Genomic DNA, 17,633 nt, shown 5'->3' on the forward strand with positions numbered 1-17,633 from the left:
CCCACCATTCTGCCCACCACTAAACAGGTAGTTGGTAACGGGCATCTGCAAACCGATTTGGACGGGAAAAATAAAAAAGCCCTGTATTTACAAGCAAATAACAGGGCTTTTAAGACATTCTTGGACGGGTGAAAAGACTATTCGATATTCTGGATCTGCTCGCGCATTTGCTCGATGAGTACCTTCAATTCAACAGCGGCCTGAGTAATATCGGTCGTAATGGATTTAGAGCCCAGGGTATTTGCTTCGCGGTTGAACTCTTGCATCATGAAATCTAAACGACGGCCACAGGCGCCACCTTTTTTAAGGATCTTGTTGCTTTCCGCTACATGAGTGTCGAGCCGATCAAGCTCTTCCGCAACATCTGATTTTTGCGCAATCATGACCATTTCTTGCTCTAGTCGGCCAGCGTCTAGCTCGACTTTGGCTTCTTCCAAGCGAGTCATGATGCGATCGCGTTGCCACTGAGCTGCAACGGGCAGATGCTCTCGAACTAATGCGACTTGTTCGGCTACGCCATCTAGGCGCGTGGTGATTAAGTCTTTGAGTGCTTCTCCCTCTGCCTTACGGGCTTGTAGGAATTGCTTGAGGGTTTCATCAAAGCCGACCAATACGTCTTTGGTGATCTGATCTAAGTCTTGCTCTTTGGCCATCATCACGCCGGGCCATTGCATCACATCAACCGGATTGACGTGCATGGAGCCGCCAACATGATCGCTAATCCAACGTGCTTTCGAAATGACTTCTTGGGCCAGCGATTCATTTAACTGCAGCTGACTATTATCTGCTTGTTGAAACTCGTAACGCAGGCTGCATTCAATTTTGCCGCGTTGCATGGCTTTACGAAAGCGTTCACGCAATACAGGATCGAGGCTGCGGAATTGCTCGGGAATGCGCATAAAGGTTTCTAAGTAACGCTGGTTTACCGAGCGAATTTCCCATACGGCGCTACCCCAAGAGGCTTTAATTTCGTGGCGCGCGTACGCCGTCATGCTGTGAATGCTCATGTTCAATTCCTTGTGGCTCAAATGGCGTTGGCGAAGCAACGGCGGGAGCATTGAAATAGGTTTTTCAAAAGGCGGTCCATTATGGCGTCAGCTTGCTGGATTCACCAGCCTATATTGGCCTTGATCGACCGGCGTCACTTGGTTTTCTTCCAGAATCCTGAGGATGGTCAAGTTAAGGGCTTCAGCCACTTCTAAATAAACATTGAAATCAGTCGTTTTGACATAACACAGAATATTCAACTCAAGACCATGATTGGTAAAACTCTGCAGTCTTACTCTCACTGGGTCATAGTCGATCATGGCGTGCTCGGTGAGTGCTTGCTTAATGTCGAGCAGCACGCGTTCGATGTCGCTGGCTTTGTTATCTAAGCGTAGTTTCAATGCCGGATTGAATCTTATTTTCTCGCGCTCGGCGAAATTTTCTAAATGGAGATCGACAAAGGTGGCGTTGGGAATATTGATGACGGTGCGGTCGAGCGTTCTCACTCGGGTAAACCGCAAACCGATCTCTTCCACAATCCCCGTTTGATCGCCAAATCGGCAAAAATCGCCGGCTTTAACCGGCGTTGAAATGTACAGCGTAATGGCGCCAATAATGTTTTCGACTGATTTTTGTGCCGCCAAGGCGATGGCTAAGCCACCAATGCCCAGCCCGGCCAAAATTGTAGTGGCTTGAAAACCTAGATTTTCTAACCAAATGAGTAGAGCAAACAGCACCACCAAGGTTTTTAATACATTGAATAATGGGCGGAGCAATAACACGGCTTGGTCTTTGTGTTTTGCTAATAATTGGCGGCGGGTACGCTGGCGCAACAACTCCAAACTGATCACGATGACCCAAGTACAAGCGACAATTAGCAGGGTTTGCCCTTCGGCAATCGCGCGGCTTTCAATCGACGGCCTCAGTACGTCAAATTGGCTACGCACAATTAGTACGATGGTAAGCAAGCGCACCGGTCCGGAAATAAAGTGCTGAATGAGATCAGAATGCTCATGCTGCTTGCGAAAAAAACGCTGTGCGAGCCAAAACAATGGCCAAGTCCCGGCGTAGGCACCAACCAACATGGCAACTACCATCACCCACTGCCAACTCTGCATGCCCAATAATTGAAATGATGGCAGGTAAGGCGACAGCAGCTCCCCAATGGGTCCATCGCCATATTCTTGGTATAGGTTCGGTACGTGTGAAATCGACGCATTGGAAATTTTCCAAATATAAGCGCCGTCACCACGGGGGATCCGCTGCATAAAAATGCTCACCGTGCGATCGGACGTGGCAATTTTTCCGATTAGATCGCGGTAATTGGGCAAGCCATCTTGGCTGACGCCCGAGTTTGACTGACTCAGGGCATGTAGATCGACCCACAGTTTGCGATCAAGCACTTGCTTCAATTGCTTCGCTAAATCCGCTGCGCTAATAGCGGCCACATCGTGTGGCAGGTTACGCGTATCTAGGTAATGTCCGGCTAACTCAAAGTCGTTACGATTGGTGGCGTTGAGGAACCCCTCCATCGCAGAGCGAGGTGAGCCGCGGTTGAATTCATCAACCACCACCTGTTCATCGGGTGGGACCTGAGTGGCATTAGTGGGAGCTTGGTCTTGCTGCTCTGTTTCGCCACTCAGCATACTTTTTAAGGTGGGCGGCTCGGCCAAACTTGTGAAACTGGCGCAAAAGAAAATAACGAAGACGATTGTCAAATGGCGAAACATGGCCATATTTAAGCCCTACTGCAATTAGAATAATGATGCATGTTGTTCATATTAGTTGAGATTTTAGGGCAATTGAAAAATCTGCCACGGATTCACACATTCATTTTTTAGGCGCAGCAAATTACCGGCACTGCGCGGTAGGTTAATGCCCCCATTATGGTTACTTGGCTTGAAGACTAAGTTTTTGAGAAAACCGCTGCGCGCATCGTTATACTAGTGCCGATTTGAATTACAACTAAGCTGGAGCCGGCATGCGCCCGAACGAAAGAGCCCCTGAACAACCCCGTCCTATCAAATTTACTCGCAATTACACCTGTCACGCCGAAGGGTCAGTATTGGTTGAATTTGGCGACACCAAAGTCTTGTGTACTGCGTCTGTTGACGATTCGGTGCCGCGTTTCTTGAAAGGCTCTGGCCAAGGTTGGGTTACCGCGGAATACAGCATGCTCCCGCGTGCAACTCATACGCGAGGCAATCGCGAAGCGGCGCGTGGCAAACAAGGTGGTCGCACCTTGGAAATTCAACGCCTCATCGCGCGTTCATTGCGAGCTGCGGTGGACTTAAAGGCTCTCAATGATTACTCCATCACGTTAGATTGTGATGTGATTCAGGCTGACGGTGGTACCCGCACTGCGGCGATTACCGGTGCTTGTGTGGCCTTGGTTGATGCCTTCAACTGGATGGTTGCCGAAGGTAAATTAAAGAAAAGCCCGCTTAAATTTATGATTGCGGCGGTCTCTGTCGGTATTGTTGGTGAGAATGCGGTTTGTGATTTGGAATACGTGGAAGATTCTGCCGCTGAAACCGACATGAACGTGGTGATGACCGAGCATGGCAAGTTGATTGAAGTGCAAGGAACGGCTGAGGGCGAGCCTTTCTCGTTTGATGAATTAGGTGAGCTGTTAGAACTCGCCAAAGGTGGCATTAACACTATTGTTGCCGAACAGAAGAAAGCGCTGGAGGATTAATCAGTGAAACCGTATCAGCAAGCATTTATTGAGTTTGCACTTGAGAAGCAAGTGCTTAAATTTGGCGAATTCACGTTGAAATCCGGCCGTAAAAGTCCTTATTTCTTCAATGCTGGTTTGTTTAATACCGGGCGCGATTTGGCCAAACTAGGCCGCTTTTATGCGGCGGCGTTGGCTGAAAGTGCTATCGCCTACGACGTGTTATTTGGCCCTGCTTATAAAGGGATCCCAATTGCCACGACCACGGCGGTTGCGCTTGCCGACCATCACGACATGGATGTGCCGTACTGCTTTAACCGCAAAGAAGCCAAAGATCATGGCGAAGGCGGTAATTTAGTGGGCTCGCCGCTGCAAGGCCGCATTATGCTGGTGGATGATGTGATCACCGCTGGCACGGCCATTCGTGAATCAATGGCAATTATTGAAGCGAATCAGGCTGAATTGGCTGGCGTGCTCATTGCGCTAGACCGACAAGAGCGTGGTACCGGTGAATTGTCAGCTATTCAAGAAGTGGAGCGAGACTATCAGTGTCAAGTCACGTCCATTATCAGTTTGGCTGATTTAGTGACTTATCTTGAGGCGCAGCCAGAAATGGCCGCCCACCTAGAGCAGGTGAATAACTACCGTGCTGAATATGGTATTTAATGTGCTTTGAATAATAGCCCGGCTGCTCTAGTCAGCCGGGTCTATACCAACTGGGCTAAATGCGCTTTGGTTACCACCACTACACCATTCTCGGTAATTGCAAAACGCTGGGCATCTAGCTCGGCATCCTCGCCAATTTCTAAACCATCTGGGATCACGCAGCCTTCATCAATAATGGCATGATGCACAACGCAGTTGGCACCAACATGAACGTCCGGCAGTAAAATCGACTGGTGCACTTCGGCGCAAGCTTCAACGCGGACGTTGTAGCAACAAAGTGATCGACTTATTTGAGCGCCAACAAAAACGCAGCCAGCAGAAATCAGTGAGTCTTTTGCGTAGGCGTGGTGACCGCAGCTGTCGTGAGTTAACTTCACAGGCGGCAAGTGTTCTTGATACGTCCAGATAGGCCAGTGTTTGTTGTACAAATTTAACTTCGGAACGGCTGCAATCAAATCCATGCTGGCATCGTAGTAGGCTTCAATGGTGCCGACATCGCGCCAATATCCCGGTTGACCGTCGCAATTTTTGAAGTGATGAGCGATAAGTTTATGACTCGCTAATGCCTTGGGTAGTATGTCGTTGCCAAAGTCATGGCTAGAGTTTTCATCTTGGTGATCAGCGTGAAGTAAATCGAGCAACATTTGCTTGTTAAAAACGTAAATCCCCATTGACGCCAACACGTTGCCAGACGGCAATGCATAAGGAGAAGGATCGTCTGGTTTTTCAATAAACTGATGAATTCGGCCGTCTTCATCGCATTGCAAGATGCCAAATTGATTACCAACCCGTTGTGGGACTTCAACACAGCCAATGGTGACATCGGCGTTTTGTGCCACGTGATCGTGCAGCATCGTGAGGTAGTCCATCGAGTAGACATGATCTCCGGCCAGCACTAATACATGTTCGGTATCAGTCACTTCCAGCATCTTCAGGTTTTGCCAAATGGCGTCGGCAGTACCGGTATACCAGCCATTGCTTGAGCCTTGATGGGCAGGCAACAAATATACGAATTCGCCCATTTCTGAGACTAAATGACTCCAAGTGCGTTGCACGTGTTGGAGTAATCCAATGGCGTTGTATTGGGTCATGACGCCGACCCGTCGGATCCCTGAATTCATACAATTTGAAAGGGTGAAGTCGATGATTCGATACTTGCCGCCAAACGGCGTAGCGGGCTTTGCTCGGACTTTTGTTAGGCTGCCGAGGCGAGTACCTTTGCCGCCTGCAAGCACGTAGGCAATGGTGTTTCTAGCGATGTCATCTATATAACGTCCGGGAGGGTTGACCAAGCGCATGATGAAGATCTGTTCGATTAACCGTCAATCAAGCATAGTTGCTATAGCTGAACCTAAGCTTGATCAGAGCCAAAATTAACACGCAAATAAAGTGCGCAGAAACAGGTTTTGTTGATTTTTTGCTCGAAAAATTAATTGCTAAAGCTTCCGAGGCTATTTGTCGATACAGATGTCACATTTGTCGATGAATCGCATTTTGCTGATTGTGAAAACTGCTAAAGTTGCTAGGGTCCGCGAACTGGGGGAGTTTCGTGAGTTCAAAAGGATTAGCGTGTTTGCTTATCACCCCGTAGCAAAGGCCACTGCACGCAGCACACGGATGTCATGGTTGAGGAATGAAGCATCATTCTGCTCATCAACAAATACAATTCCTACGAATTGACAATGAGAACTCGCTTCACGAGGCAAAAATCCTGAAGGTCGCTAAGGCAACCTTCTAAGAGGTAAAAATAATGAAAATGAGCCTGAATAATAAATTGGTGTTTGTCTTGGTTGGCTTCGGCTTGCTTGGGCTAATTTTTGGTTGCAGCTTTTCCTACTTCAATTTGAAATCGAATTTGGAAGAAGCATATAAAGCCGATCAAACAGCCATGGTCGAACTGGCAACCGCATCACTGATTGAACCTGTATTTACCTACGATTTTGAGCAAAGCGAATCGATTGCAACGGCCGTGACCCAGTCCAACATTGTGTTTGGCATCCATGTGACCGACCACCGCGGCAAAGACATTGCGCGTATCGGTGAGTTAGCGGACGGCGACATTATCGAACAAGAAGTGGTTCGAGATGGCAAAAGTATCGGTAAATTTAAAGTCTCGTTTGACCATAATGTGGTTTCAGATGAGCTCTCTCAGAAATTGATGTTTATGAGCGTGACCATGGCCTTAATGCTGGCCGTTGTGGTGGTCGCGGCCTTTATTGCACTGCGCAAAATGGTGATTGAGCCAATCAACCATGTCGCCGACTCGCTCTACGAAATTGCTTCGGGTGATGGCGATTTGACGAAGCGTTTGAATGATAAACGTGGAGATGAGATTGGTACCTTAGCAACCAACTTTAACTTGTTGATGGATAACTTAGGCGGTTTGATGTCGAACGTTGCTTCGGTCTCAAGCAAAGTAACCTTGGTGTCAGACTCGTTGGCAGCAGGCGCTACTGAAACCGAATCTAATACACGCGATCAGCGCAGCCAAATTGAACAGGTTGCCACTGCACTGCAAGAAATGAGCGCTAGTGCAATGGAAGTTGCGAAGAATGCGGAAGACACGTCAGACCGTACTCAAGAAGCGATGAACCAAGTGAATCACGGTGTTGAGCAGGTTCAAACCAATGCTGAAACCATTAACAGCTTGTCACAGCAAATCAGTGCCACGGCTGAGCGCATTACCACATTACGCAGCGCCAGTACGGCCATTGGTTCGGTTGTTGAAGTGATCCGCAGCATCGCTGAGCAAACCAACTTGCTGGCCTTGAATGCGGCGATTGAAGCGGCGCGCGCAGGTGAGCAAGGCCGCGGTTTCGCCGTGGTTGCCGATGAAGTTCGCTCGTTGGCTCAGAAAACTCAAGAGTCCACGCAAGAAATTGAATCCATTGTGAACGAAGTGCAGCAAAGTGCTGAGGCGGCAAACACGTCAATGGCTGAAAGCCTAGGCTCAAGTGAAGAAGTGAATGATTCTGCATCACGCGTGAGTCAAGTGTTACAAGAAATCCTTGAGCATATCGTTACCATTAATGACATGAACGGTCAGGTTGCCACGGCGGCGCAGCAGCAAAGTCATGTTGCTACCGACATCAGCCAACACGTCACTGCAGTGAATGATCTGTCGCAATCGGTATCTGATAATGCGCAGGCGGTATCAACGCAAGTTCATGAGTTAGAACAATACAACAGCGAACTGTCTAGCAACATTAGTCGCTTCCGTATCTAACACTTGCTCAAGTCAAAAAAAACCAGCCAACCGGCTGGTTTTTTTATGGCCACGGACGGCCGGTATGCCATGAGCACATGGAAGTGCGGGAGTGGCGATGGCCACGGAAGGCCGGTATGTCATGAGCACATAGAAGTGCGGGAGTGGTTATGGCCACGGATGGCCTGTATGCCTGAGCACATGGAAGTGCGGAAGTGGTGATGCCCAACGAAAGTCTGTATGTCGCGGAAGCATCAACAACCTATTCCGTTCGCCCTGAGGCTCTAGAAGGGTGAACGCTTCGGCTAAAAAAAAGCCATCGCTTTGTGCGATGGCTTGATAGCGTTTGCTTAGGCGCAAATATATGGGCCTAACGAGCTACTAACTTTGCAGTAATTGCTGGCGCATAAACGCCCACTGTTCATTAAAGTTGGCAGTTGGCAATGACTTAAAGTCAGAGCGCACGTACTGAGAAATACGACCTTCAGCATAAGCTAGTAGCAAGTTCGCTAACATCCCTTCGTCTAATCGAAAACCAACGCCTTCACGGATCGCTTTTTCCCGCAGCGCCTGCTTAATGTGCGTCTGAATCTTTTCAAACAAGGCATGAATGCGGCCACGTAAGCGTTCATTTTCACCCATCAGCGCATCACCGTTCATCAGGCGGGTAATGCCTGGGTTCCGCTCGGCGAAGGTTAGCACCAGTTGTAGAATCAACTGACAGCGCTGAATGGTGTCTTTCTGTTCACTTAAGATTAGGTTGATGCGGCTCAGCAATGACTCTTCTATGAACTCAATCAGGCCTTCAAACATGCGAGCTTTAGACGGAAAATGCCGATATAAAGCTGCTTCCGACACGCCCACTTCTGCCGCCAATTTAGCGGTTGTGATGCGTTGGCCCGGCGATGTTTCGAGCATTTGAGCCAAGCACTGAAGAATGTGCTCTCGGCGGCTGATTTTAGTTTCCGGGGCTTTGGTCTCTGACATAGTACCTCCTAACGTCCGAGCTTAAGTGACTGCAATTATCGATAACTTATTGCTTTCCTGAGTGGCCAAAACCACCCTCGCCACGATCGGTTTCATCAAATGATGCAACCACATTAAATTTTGCTTGCACCACAGGTAAGAACACCAGCTGGGCAATACGATCGCCTGGCTCAATAGTGAACGCCTCTGAGCCGCGATTCCAACACGACACCATTAATGGGCCTTGATAGTCAGAATCGATCAAGCCAACTAAGTTGCCCAACACAATGCCATGTTTATGGCCAAGGCCTGAGCGCGGCAAAATTGTTGCTGCCAAACTGGCATCGCCAATGTGGATGGCAATACCGGTTTCAATGAGTTTGGTTTCGCCGGGGCCAATCACCAATGGGCCGTCTACACAGGCGCGTAAGTCGAGGCCGGCTGAACCGTCTGTCGCATACGCTGGCAGTGGAAATTCATTACCAATACGCGAGTCGAGAATTTTTACGTCAATGGGTTTCATCGTGAAGTACAAACCTTATTGCATTAAATGTTGCTGGATGAGAGCAAGTAGCTGCGCCGCAACTTGCTGTTTAGAGCTTTGTTCAATGGTGTGCTGGCCATCGTGCCAAAACACGCTGAGAGCGTTATCGTTGGCATTAAAGCCAATATCGTTGCCGCTCACGTCGTTGGCGGCAATCATGTGCAACCCTTTTTGGGTCAGCTTGTTGCGGGCGTACTGAGCAATATTCTGAGTTTCTGCTGCAAACCCCACAACAATAGTGTTGCTCGTTTGTTCGGCAACCGAGGCGATAATATCTGGGTTTTTAATCAACTCGATGGCAATACGGTCGCCCTGCTTTTTTAATTTCTCAGGCGCAATTTCGGCAGCCCGATAATCGGCCACAGCAGCGCAGCCAATAAAAATGTCTTGCTGCTCTGCAACCGCCAGCGAGGCCGCTAGCATTTGTTCCGCACTGGTCACATCGACGCGCTGACAACCCTGAGGAGTGGGCAGGTTAACCGGCCCGCTAATAAGCGTCACGTCCGCACCTAAACGAACTGCTTCGGCAGCCAAGGCAAAGCCCATTTTTCCGGAACTGTGGTTGCTGATGTAGCGCACTGGATCGAGTGCTTCGCGGGTTGGCCCTGCAGTAATGGTGAGCTTTTTCCCTGCTAATAGCTGTGCTGGTGCTAAAAAATCGTTGATGTGCTCAAGTAGCTCGGCGGGCTCTAACATACGCCCCGGACCAACTTCGCCGCACGCTTGAGAGCCAAGGGCCGGACCCCACTGTGGAATGTTACGCGCCGCGAGCTGCTTGATGTTGTGCTGAGTCGCTTGTGCTTGCCACATTTGCTGATTCATTGCGGGTGCGATTACCACCGGAGCGGTTGTTGCCAAGCATAAAGTCGATAACAGATCGTTGCCCAAGCCGGCGCAAAAGCGGGCAATAAAGTCAGCACTGGCCGGCGCAATCAGCACTAGATCGGCCCAGCGAGCGAGCTCAATGTGGCCCATCGCGGCTTCGGCGGTTGGATCGAGTAGGTTATCGGCAACTGGGTGGCCTGACACGGCTTGCAGCGTCAGCGGCGTAATAAATGCTTGTGCTGCGGGCGTCATGACTACGCGGACGTCGGCACCATTATCTTTTAGCCGACGCACCAGTTCAGGTATTTTATATGCGGCGATTCCGCCGGTAATGCCAATTAAAATGCGTTTATTGGTTAACACAAAAAGTAGCCCTGATTAGGGGGTTTGTGGGCGTTACCTTACCATACACCGCCCGAATTGCGTACGGTCTGCGAATTCTGTTTGTGTCAGTGGTGTGATCTGGTGCGGCTATAAAGTCGTAATTTTGGCCGCTCTGAATAAAAAACAACCAAAGCGCCGAAAATAACATGTTAACCAGCTCGCTTGCGGCCAGCCAGAATCAACCTGTATGAGCTTTGCTATAGTCTAAGAGACTGAAAACAGTTTGCATCTATGCAAGGAGGCTCGCATGCAACTGAATCAATGGCCACAAGCTATGCGGCCGCGAGAAAAGCTAATGGCAAATGGCGCCGGCTCACTGTCAGACGCAGAATTGCTCGCGATTTTCCTACGAACGGGGTTGCCCGGTTGTAATGTGGTTGATCTGGCTCAGCAACTACTGGCTGATTTTGGCACGTTGAGCGAATTAATCTCGGCGCCAAAACAAGAGTTTTGCCAAGCAAAAGGACTGGGCAGTGCCAAATACGTTCAACTACAGGCGGTGATGGAAATGGCTCGCCGGGTATTGGCTGCACAACTGCGCCGCGACACAGTAATGGACAGTACAGAGTCGGCTAAACGTTATGCCGCGGCTGAACTAGCCCAGCACGCAAACGAAATGTTTGCCTTGCTGCTGCTCGATAGTCAGCATCGACTTATTGAATTCAAAACCCTGTTTCAGGGCACCATTAATCAAGCCAGTGTGTATCCGCGAGTCATTGTGCAAACAGTCTTGGCGGCCAATGCTGCGGCGGTCATTTTGTGCCATAACCACCCATCGGGCATTGCTGAGCCGAGCAATGCGGATATTCAAATTACCCAACGGATCCAAGATGCATTAGCGCTGGTTGATGTGACGGTATTGGATCATTTGGTAGTGACCCAAGGACATGTGGTGTCGATGGCGGAGCGGCAGTTGATATGATGGCGGAGTTTGATATCAAAACAGTAGATATAAGTTAAATAATGCGGTCATTATGTTGTGAGCGGCGTCGAACTCGCAGTATCTAGCTGGCTCAAGGTTGCTATCGCGACTTATCGCAAGCAAATGGGCTGTTCGGTAAGCCTTACTCCATCACCAGCGGCTGGATTAATTTTATCCATAATCGTTGTTTTTTCTTGATCTCAAACTCATTCCGCTGTATAAAATGCGCCCTCTTGTGTCCTGGGCGACGGCCAGATGCAGGATACAGTACGCTCGAGCATATGTAAGAATTTTCGGAGACAAATCGACATGTCTAAAGTATGTCAAGTCACTGGCAAGCGTCCGGTTACTGGTAATAACCGTTCGCACGCGAAGAACGCGACCAAACGTCGCTTCTTGCCAAATCTGCAAAGCCACCGTTTCTGGGTGGAGTCAGAAAAACGTTTTGTTAAATTGCGTATCTCTACCAAAGGTATGCGTATCATCGACAAGAAGGGTATCGATGTGGTTCTAGCTGAACTGCGTGCCCGCGGTGAAAAGGTATAAGGAGTTAAACCATGGCTGCTAAAGGTGGACGCGAAAAAATTCGTTTGAACTCATCAGCTGGTACAGGCCACTTCTATACCACTGATAAGAACAAGCGCAACATGCCAGGCAAATTTGAAATCAAAAAATTTGACCCAGTAGTTCGTAAGCACGTTATGTACAAAGAAGGCAAAATCAAGTAAATCTTGATGCTGCTTTTAGATTGAAAAACCCGGCTTCGGCCGGGTTTTTTATTGCCAAAATTAGGGTAAGCTTGGCGGTCTCGATTTTTAGCGGTGTGCTTAAATGGCGCTTAATTTATCCCGTCGGGGCTGGAACAACGTCCTGATTTTTTCCATTTTGTTGTTTATTGTGGTCATTCAAGTCTCGCAAAAGCAGCTGCTGCAAAATCGTGCTGAAAGCCCCGTACTGGCGCCAGAAGCTCAAGTCTTATCTATCCAAACCCCTAGCCGCCAATTTGAACGCTTAGGGGCGCTATGGCGCTCAACGGACCCTGCATGGGGCGAACAACAGATCCAGTCTTGGTTAGAACGCTGGTACCAAGCATATCCCGTGGTGGATGCAAACCCGGCAGTATCGCTCGATCAAATGATTCGCCTACAGTTATTAGCACAGGCAGAGCCCTTGGTGTTTTTGCTAGATGGGGTCAACCTTCGTTTGCAGCCGGCCAATGAAGACTGGGCATGGCAGTTAGATCAGCAGCAATTTGATGCGTTTTCACAGGTGCTTACGACTCCCTAAGCACAAGGAAGAGCTATGCCTGAATTACCTGAAGTTGAAGTAAGCCGGATGGGGATTGAACCCCACTTAAATCAACAAACCATTACTGCCGTTATCGTCCGAGACAAACGATTGCGTTGGCCCATACCCGATGCGATACAGCAGCTCGTGGGGCAGTCGATTCAGGCCGTTCGGCGTCGCGCTAAATATTTATTGATTGATACTGCTGCGGGTACAGCTATTTTGCATTTAGGGATGTCGGGCAAACTGCGAGTGGTACCAATTGGCACGCCTGCGGTGAAGCATGATCATGTCGATATCGAGCTATCCAATGGCCAATTACTGCGTCTCAATGATCCAAGGCGGTTTGGTTGTTTGCTATTTTCCAATCAACCTGAACAACACGAGCTGCTTGCATCGCTTGGGCCTGAGCCGCTAACGGAAAAGTTTGATGGCAAGTGTTTATATGAACTTTCACGGCAACGTAAAACACCCATAAAAACATTCATTATGGATAACAAAATTGTTGTTGGAGTGGGGAATATCTATGCCAATGAAAGTCTGTTCAGAGCTGGGATCCATCCGCAGCGAGAAGCCGGTAAAATTAGCTTACAGCGTTATCTGAAATTAGCCGATAACATCAAAGAAGTGTTAGCCGCCGCTATTAAGCAGGGCGGCACGACACTAAAAGACTTTGCACAAGTCGATGGCAATCCGGGCTACTTTGCTCAAACGTTGTATGTGTACGGGCGCGGCGGCAAACCTTGTTTTCAGTGTGAACGCGCGCTGAAGGAAGTGAAGTTGGGGCAACGGACCACGGTTTACTGTGGCCATTGCCAGCGTTAGTTGAGTCAACCCGCGTTAGTTTTCAGGCGTAGCGCTTTGGCAACTGCCGGGCAAACAAACTGACTCACGTCGCCGCCATGCAAGGCAACCTCTCGCACTAAGGTAGAAGAAATAAACGAATTTTCTTCTGCTGGAGTCAGAAATACTGTTTCTAATTCAGCCATTAGTCGGCGGTTCATGTTGGCCAGCTGAAACTCATACTCAAAATCAGATACGGCGCGCAAGCCACGCATGAGTACGTTGGCATCATATGCTTTCGCAAAATCGATCAACAAGCCCTGAAAGCCAACGACTTCGACGTTGGTTAGGTTTTGCAGCGCTTCTTTTGCCATCGCCACGCGCTGATCAACCGTGAACCAAGGTTTTTTGGTGGGACTGGCGGCAATACCAACCACAATGTGGTCGAACAAACGTGACGCCCGAACGACCAAGTCGGTGTGACCATTGGTAATTGGATCGAAGGTGCCTGGGTAAATAACGCGAACTGTCATGATTGCAGACCTATGGTGTTAAAAACGCCAGCTCAGGTAAAGGCTGGTGCTAAGGACGTCATAAAAAATATCTGGGCTATCCGTTTCCGGATCGTCAGCAAACAACACATCGCGGGCAAGGCGATCACCGTAACGAACATCCAATCCCACATCGAGTTGTGGATAGATGTTCAAGTACGTTGCTCCGCCACCGAGGTAGTAGCCAGTTTGAGAGGCGCCGGTATCTAATGAAGCCGCGCCAAAAAAAGCACCCAAGCGCCAGTGATCATCAAGTTGGTATTGGTAGTCGATGGCACGAAAGCCAACCATGGAATCGCCCAGTACTTCATCAAAATCTACACGGAAGCCAAACCAATGTTGTTGGTGCTCGCCAAACGGGCGCCGAACACCAAACCCGAGGTGGTAGCCAGCGTCGGAATCATCGTCAGCATCAGCCTGAGCGTTGCCCGTATCAAAGCTGACGTTGTGGTAGTTAAGGCCCAAATTGGCATAAATTTCAGTTGCCTGAGTTGGTATTGCCAAACCGGCAGCAGAGCATGCCGCCGCCATCATCCATTGCTTTACCATCGAATAAATCCTGTTGCTGTGGCAAATGAATCGCCGTAAACATTTTGTCCGGCATAAATTTCAGCGCCAGCTAAAAATTTGCTGAAAATGTGGGTGTATTCCAAATGCAGCTCATAACCGTCATCGTAATCAGAGTTGTAATAATCTTCGTTACTGATAAAACGCGCGGTACTGGTAAGAATCTGGCGGCCGGACATTTCCCAAATTAATTTGGCCATGTGGGTTGTAGCGCCAACGGGTGGGTTTAAGTCACGATTCTGACCGCCCCAATGACCAATCACTACATCTTCATTGCGAAGGCCATCACCGTAGTTACTGTTGACGTACCAGGCGTTTTGCCAGTCGGCAAACTCATAAGTTAGATCCAACGTTTTAGTCAGCTTGGGTAAATGAAACCCAAACATTAGCGCGGTATTGCCTAACCGGAAGTTCGAGCTGTTGGACGTGTCTTCACCGGCATATTCCATATATACCGAGAATGGAAACTCCCCAGGAAACGTGTAACGAGTGGTGACCGATGATAATTGGTTACCAAAGTCACGCCCTTTTTGGCCAATATTGTCTTGCCCTGAGGGGTCAACAAAGGCTTTAAAAAGCGAGCTGAAATCTTCGTCTCTATCGCCCCCGCCGTATTGCATTAACCGGTTGAAGGCAATAGCAAAGCCGTCAAACGGTTGAAATCCAAAGTGGACCCCGAATAAGCGAGGCTCACCGGTCTGATATTCGTCGCGCTCTTGGCTAAGGACCAAGTCGGATTCAGACATTTGAGCGAGAAATAGTTCGTAGGTGAAACCGAAATCTGTAAGCGGAACGGTGTTTGATAGGGTGACGCTTGGCATGGTTTCAGCGTTGGTAGCAATCAACATATCGCTATCTTGAAACGGCCCAAACCAGTGCGGGCGGTAGCCAATATCAATCTGAAGCCACTCATCGCCAAACGAGACGTAGCTACCTTCCCAGCTACTAGTATCATCGCTGTGTAATCCGCCAAGGGTTATCCACATGCTATCGGTTGGCGTCCAGTAGGCGCCAGCGTGTACTTCATAACTACTGCCGACGGTGCGACCTCGCGCATTAGCGAGGTGCTTATCAACATCATCATCAATCGTTAGTTTGGCACTGCCGTGAGTGAGGCCTGCAGTGTGGTTATAACGCCCTAGATAACGCTTAATGGAGCGGCTTAGCGCCGGGTCTTGATCACCAATTTTGGCTAATGCTTTGTAGACTGAACGGACCGCCAGCGGGCGTTTGATAATTGGCTCATCGGCGAGCACAAACAAACGTTCAACTTTATATTCGATTTCTGGTGACAGCTTTAGTGGTAAGTAAGGTGAAACTGATTTTGCTTGAGCGGGTAAGGCAACCAGTGTGGTTGCTGTTAACGCAAATAAGCCAATAGTGGCTGATAATTTGTCTGATAGACCCATGGAGGGCTTCCCTGTCGTATTCCAAGTGATGTTGTAGCCAAAATTTCAGACTAAAACAATGGGCAGGTCGTCGATTATAAGGGGATTTTTAGTCAATGTCAGATTGTGACTGATAACAAAGAACCCACTAACCAATTAAGCGAAATACGAATTAGTTTTATATAGTGTTTATTCAGTAGTTTATTGATCTGGCTAGTTGGTCAGGCTGCCACACGGGTGACACCATGAAAACCAAAGAGCGAATTATCCAGGCGAGTATCGAGTTATTTAACGAATTCGGCGAGCGAGCCATTACCACCAATCATATTGCTGCCCACCTAGGCATTAGCCCTGGGAACCTGTATTACCACTTTCGCAATAAAGAAGACATTATCCACAGTGTATTTGCCGAATATATTAGCCACATGGAATCGGCGTTTAAACCAACAGAAGGGCCGATGTCGGTAGCAAAAATGGCTGATTATTGCGATGAGGCATTTTCCAGCATCTGGCGATTTCGTTTTTTCTACTCCAGTCTGCCGGGCATTTTACTGCGCGACCAAACATTGCAGCAACGCTACCTCAATGTACAGGAAGCTATTTCTGATCGCGCTGGCGTGGTATTGCGTGCGCTGCGTGAGAACAACCTGATCGCTGCCAGTGACCAAGAAATACTTGACCTGATCCAGCTAATGAAGGTGGTGGTTGCGTTTTGGATTAGCTTTCAAATGTGTCAGTCCAACGACGTCAAGGTGGAAGTGCCCGCAGTATACGATGGCGTCGTTAAGCTGATTGCGCTGGTGAAACCGTACGCCACTGACATTGCGAAAGATGATTTCGAACGGTTGCAGCAAAACTACCGAGCGCGCAGTGAACTTCAATAATCCGCGTTGGACAATGATTTGAAGTAGCCTATGCGGCTACTTCAACACTGTCATCATCATTAAATCTCGTTAAGTAAGAGTAGCTTAATGAGAGCAAGCAGATCTCGAAGACGGCAACAACGGGGGATACAAGAATCTGCAGTAGAGAAAAAACAAACCACTCCGTTAATTGCAACATGGCGAATGCTAGTGAAATAGAAAAAGGCAAAATGGTGAGTAACAGCAGTAGTCGCAAACCATTGCCTTTCGATAGCTGCCAAGCCCACGATAGCGATTTATTGCGTTCATCCGTTGCGGTAGCCGGCAATACTAATGTCCAGCGAGAAATCACATAGTAAAGCGGTAAATAAATTAGCGTAAACGGAACAATCATTAACGGTGATAGGGCCTCAGGGTTTTTGGCACTGGCAAGCAATAATGGCGTTCCGACCATGGCAAGCGGTATCGACAGTAGCGCTGCGCAAATCCCGATAACCAGCCACCAACCGACAAATCTCAATTCACGGCCGCTCCAACGAAACGCTTTAGTTGCGCGCACTTCTTCTGGCGTTAGCAAAAATGTGCGATGGCAGCCGACGACAGCCATGACCGCAGTGGCCCCCACCATGATGAAGATCACCACAAAACCAATAAAGAATGTTACAGGGAATCCTTCATCGACGGTTGATGGTGCTAACAGCGCAGAGAATACCGCTGCGAGGACAAGCGTGATGATAAACGGCGCCACAAAACGAAAGAGGCTTTTGTAGTTTGAGATACAAAGTGATGCGGCCTCAAATAAGAGACTTTTGATCGGTAGTTTGTTGGTTATGTCATCCATGATTATTCATTCCATTTTGTTGTAAGACGCTAAAACCTTATATTTTTCATGTGTAATTTAGTGCATTGATTTTATATGTGAAACATAGCGATGTGCGCAACAATTAGCGCGGCTGTGATGAGCGGATTGAGAGCTAGTTAAAACTGTACGTGATCATCTTGCACGCTTGCACTGTTC

Annotated in this window: 19 protein-coding genes; 9 read left to right on the plus strand and 10 right to left on the minus strand. The window is 48.6% G+C overall.

All coding sequences use genetic code 11. From position 1 onward, the window contains the following. Positions 1–137: 137 nt before the first annotated feature. Both K0504_RS09170 and K0504_RS09175 read right to left on the minus strand, forming a co-directional pair. Positions 138–1,007: a YicC/YloC family endoribonuclease gene (locus K0504_RS09170; RefSeq protein WP_220103886.1), complete on the minus strand. Its 870-nt coding sequence runs from the start codon at positions 1,005–1,007 to the stop codon at positions 138–140. A gap of 87 nt (positions 1,008–1,094) precedes the next feature. Next, positions 1,095–2,723, minus strand: coding sequence for a mechanosensitive ion channel family protein (locus K0504_RS09175; RefSeq protein ID WP_220103887.1), 1,629 nt, complete (start codon positions 2,721–2,723; stop codon positions 1,095–1,097). 245 nt (positions 2,724–2,968) lie between these two features. Here K0504_RS09175 and rph point away from each other — a divergent pair, with 245 nt between their 5' ends. Continuing rightward, on the plus strand, positions 2,969–3,685 hold the full coding sequence (gene rph, locus K0504_RS09180) for a ribonuclease PH (RefSeq protein ID WP_220103888.1): 717 nt from the start codon (positions 2,969–2,971) through the stop codon (positions 3,683–3,685). Positions 3,686–3,688: 3 nt separating this feature from the next. Continuing rightward, on the plus strand, positions 3,689–4,330 hold the full coding sequence (pyrE, locus tag K0504_RS09185; protein ID WP_220103889.1) for an orotate phosphoribosyltransferase: 642 nt from the start codon (positions 3,689–3,691) through the stop codon (positions 4,328–4,330). A gap of 41 nt (positions 4,331–4,371) precedes the next feature. Here pyrE and glgC read toward each other — a convergent pair whose 3' ends face one another. Continuing rightward, complete coding sequence (gene glgC, locus K0504_RS09190) at positions 4,372–5,628, minus strand: glucose-1-phosphate adenylyltransferase (protein WP_220103890.1); 1,257 nt, start codon at positions 5,626–5,628, stop codon at positions 4,372–4,374. Between the two features lie 452 nt (positions 5,629–6,080). Here glgC and K0504_RS09195 point away from each other — a divergent pair, with 452 nt between their 5' ends. Continuing rightward, positions 6,081–7,556, plus strand: coding sequence for a methyl-accepting chemotaxis protein (locus K0504_RS09195; RefSeq protein ID WP_220103891.1), 1,476 nt, complete (start codon positions 6,081–6,083; stop codon positions 7,554–7,556). Positions 7,557–7,916: 360 nt separating this feature from the next. Here the strand turns inward: K0504_RS09195 and slmA are convergent, their stop codons facing one another. The 3 genes from slmA to coaBC are packed head-to-tail and all read right to left on the minus strand — an operon-like array spanning position 7,917 to position 10,233. Continuing rightward, positions 7,917–8,522, minus strand: a complete 606-nt coding sequence (gene slmA, locus K0504_RS09200; protein ID WP_220103892.1) for a nucleoid occlusion factor SlmA — start codon at positions 8,520–8,522, stop codon at positions 7,917–7,919. Positions 8,523–8,568: 46 nt separating this feature from the next. Continuing rightward, complete coding sequence (dut, locus tag K0504_RS09205) at positions 8,569–9,024, minus strand: dUTP diphosphatase (protein WP_220103893.1); 456 nt, start codon at positions 9,022–9,024, stop codon at positions 8,569–8,571. A gap of 15 nt (positions 9,025–9,039) precedes the next feature. Continuing rightward, positions 9,040–10,233 (minus strand): bifunctional phosphopantothenoylcysteine decarboxylase/phosphopantothenate--cysteine ligase CoaBC, encoded by a 1,194-nt coding sequence (gene coaBC, locus K0504_RS09210; protein ID WP_220103894.1) that lies wholly within the window; start codon positions 10,231–10,233, stop codon positions 9,040–9,042. Positions 10,234–10,501: 268 nt separating this feature from the next. On the opposite strand from coaBC, the gene radC reads away from it, so the two are divergent. From radC to mutM, 5 genes are all read left to right on the plus strand, one after another. Then, positions 10,502–11,176 carry a RadC family protein gene (gene radC / locus K0504_RS09215; protein ID WP_220103895.1) on the plus strand — a complete coding sequence of 225 codons (675 nt, stop codon included), beginning with the start codon at positions 10,502–10,504 and terminating at the stop codon, positions 11,174–11,176. 309 nt (positions 11,177–11,485) lie between these two features. Further along, on the plus strand, positions 11,486–11,722 hold the full coding sequence (gene rpmB, locus K0504_RS09220) for a 50S ribosomal protein L28 (protein ID WP_220103896.1): 237 nt from the start codon (positions 11,486–11,488) through the stop codon (positions 11,720–11,722). An 11-nt stretch (positions 11,723–11,733) separates the two neighbouring features. Next, a complete protein-coding gene (gene rpmG, locus K0504_RS09225) occupies positions 11,734–11,904 on the plus strand; it encodes a 50S ribosomal protein L33 (protein WP_220103897.1) in 171 nt (56 codons plus the stop codon). Positions 11,905–12,007: 103 nt separating this feature from the next. Then, positions 12,008–12,463: a hypothetical protein gene (locus K0504_RS09230; RefSeq protein ID WP_220103898.1), complete on the plus strand. Its 456-nt coding sequence runs from the start codon at positions 12,008–12,010 to the stop codon at positions 12,461–12,463. A gap of 15 nt (positions 12,464–12,478) precedes the next feature. Next, positions 12,479–13,288 carry a bifunctional DNA-formamidopyrimidine glycosylase/DNA-(apurinic or apyrimidinic site) lyase gene (gene mutM / locus K0504_RS09235; RefSeq protein ID WP_220103899.1) on the plus strand — a complete coding sequence of 270 codons (810 nt, stop codon included), beginning with the start codon at positions 12,479–12,481 and terminating at the stop codon, positions 13,286–13,288. A 5-nt stretch (positions 13,289–13,293) separates the two neighbouring features. On the opposite strand, the gene coaD is transcribed toward mutM, so the two are convergent. From coaD to K0504_RS09250, 3 genes are read right to left on the minus strand one after another with little or no spacing between them, the layout of a single operon-like run. Continuing rightward, positions 13,294–13,779 carry a pantetheine-phosphate adenylyltransferase gene (coaD, locus tag K0504_RS09240; protein WP_220103900.1) on the minus strand — a complete coding sequence of 162 codons (486 nt, stop codon included), beginning with the start codon at positions 13,777–13,779 and terminating at the stop codon, positions 13,294–13,296. Between the two features lie 18 nt (positions 13,780–13,797). Continuing rightward, the gene (locus K0504_RS09245) at positions 13,798–14,346 is read right to left on the minus strand and encodes a hypothetical protein (RefSeq protein ID WP_220103901.1); all 549 of its coding nucleotides are present in this window, start codon (positions 14,344–14,346) and stop codon (positions 13,798–13,800) included. Next, positions 14,340–15,773 carry a capsule assembly Wzi family protein gene (locus tag K0504_RS09250; protein ID WP_220103902.1) on the minus strand — a complete coding sequence of 478 codons (1,434 nt, stop codon included), beginning with the start codon at positions 15,771–15,773 and terminating at the stop codon, positions 14,340–14,342. The genes K0504_RS09245 and K0504_RS09250 overlap by 7 nt, the downstream gene beginning before the upstream one ends. A gap of 224 nt (positions 15,774–15,997) precedes the next feature. Here K0504_RS09250 and K0504_RS09255 point away from each other — a divergent pair, with 224 nt between their 5' ends. Next, the gene (locus K0504_RS09255; RefSeq protein WP_220103903.1) at positions 15,998–16,636 is read left to right on the plus strand and encodes a TetR/AcrR family transcriptional regulator; all 639 of its coding nucleotides are present in this window, start codon (positions 15,998–16,000) and stop codon (positions 16,634–16,636) included. A 28-nt stretch (positions 16,637–16,664) separates the two neighbouring features. On the opposite strand, the gene K0504_RS09260 is transcribed toward K0504_RS09255, so the two are convergent. After that, on the minus strand, positions 16,665–17,456 hold the full coding sequence (locus tag K0504_RS09260) for a hypothetical protein (RefSeq protein ID WP_220103904.1): 792 nt from the start codon (positions 17,454–17,456) through the stop codon (positions 16,665–16,667). Positions 17,457–17,633 lie beyond the last annotated feature (177 nt).

The sequence above is a fragment of the Neiella holothuriorum genome (genome assembly GCF_019457915.1).
Lineage (GTDB): Bacteria > Pseudomonadota > Gammaproteobacteria > Enterobacterales > Neiellaceae > Neiella > Neiella holothuriorum.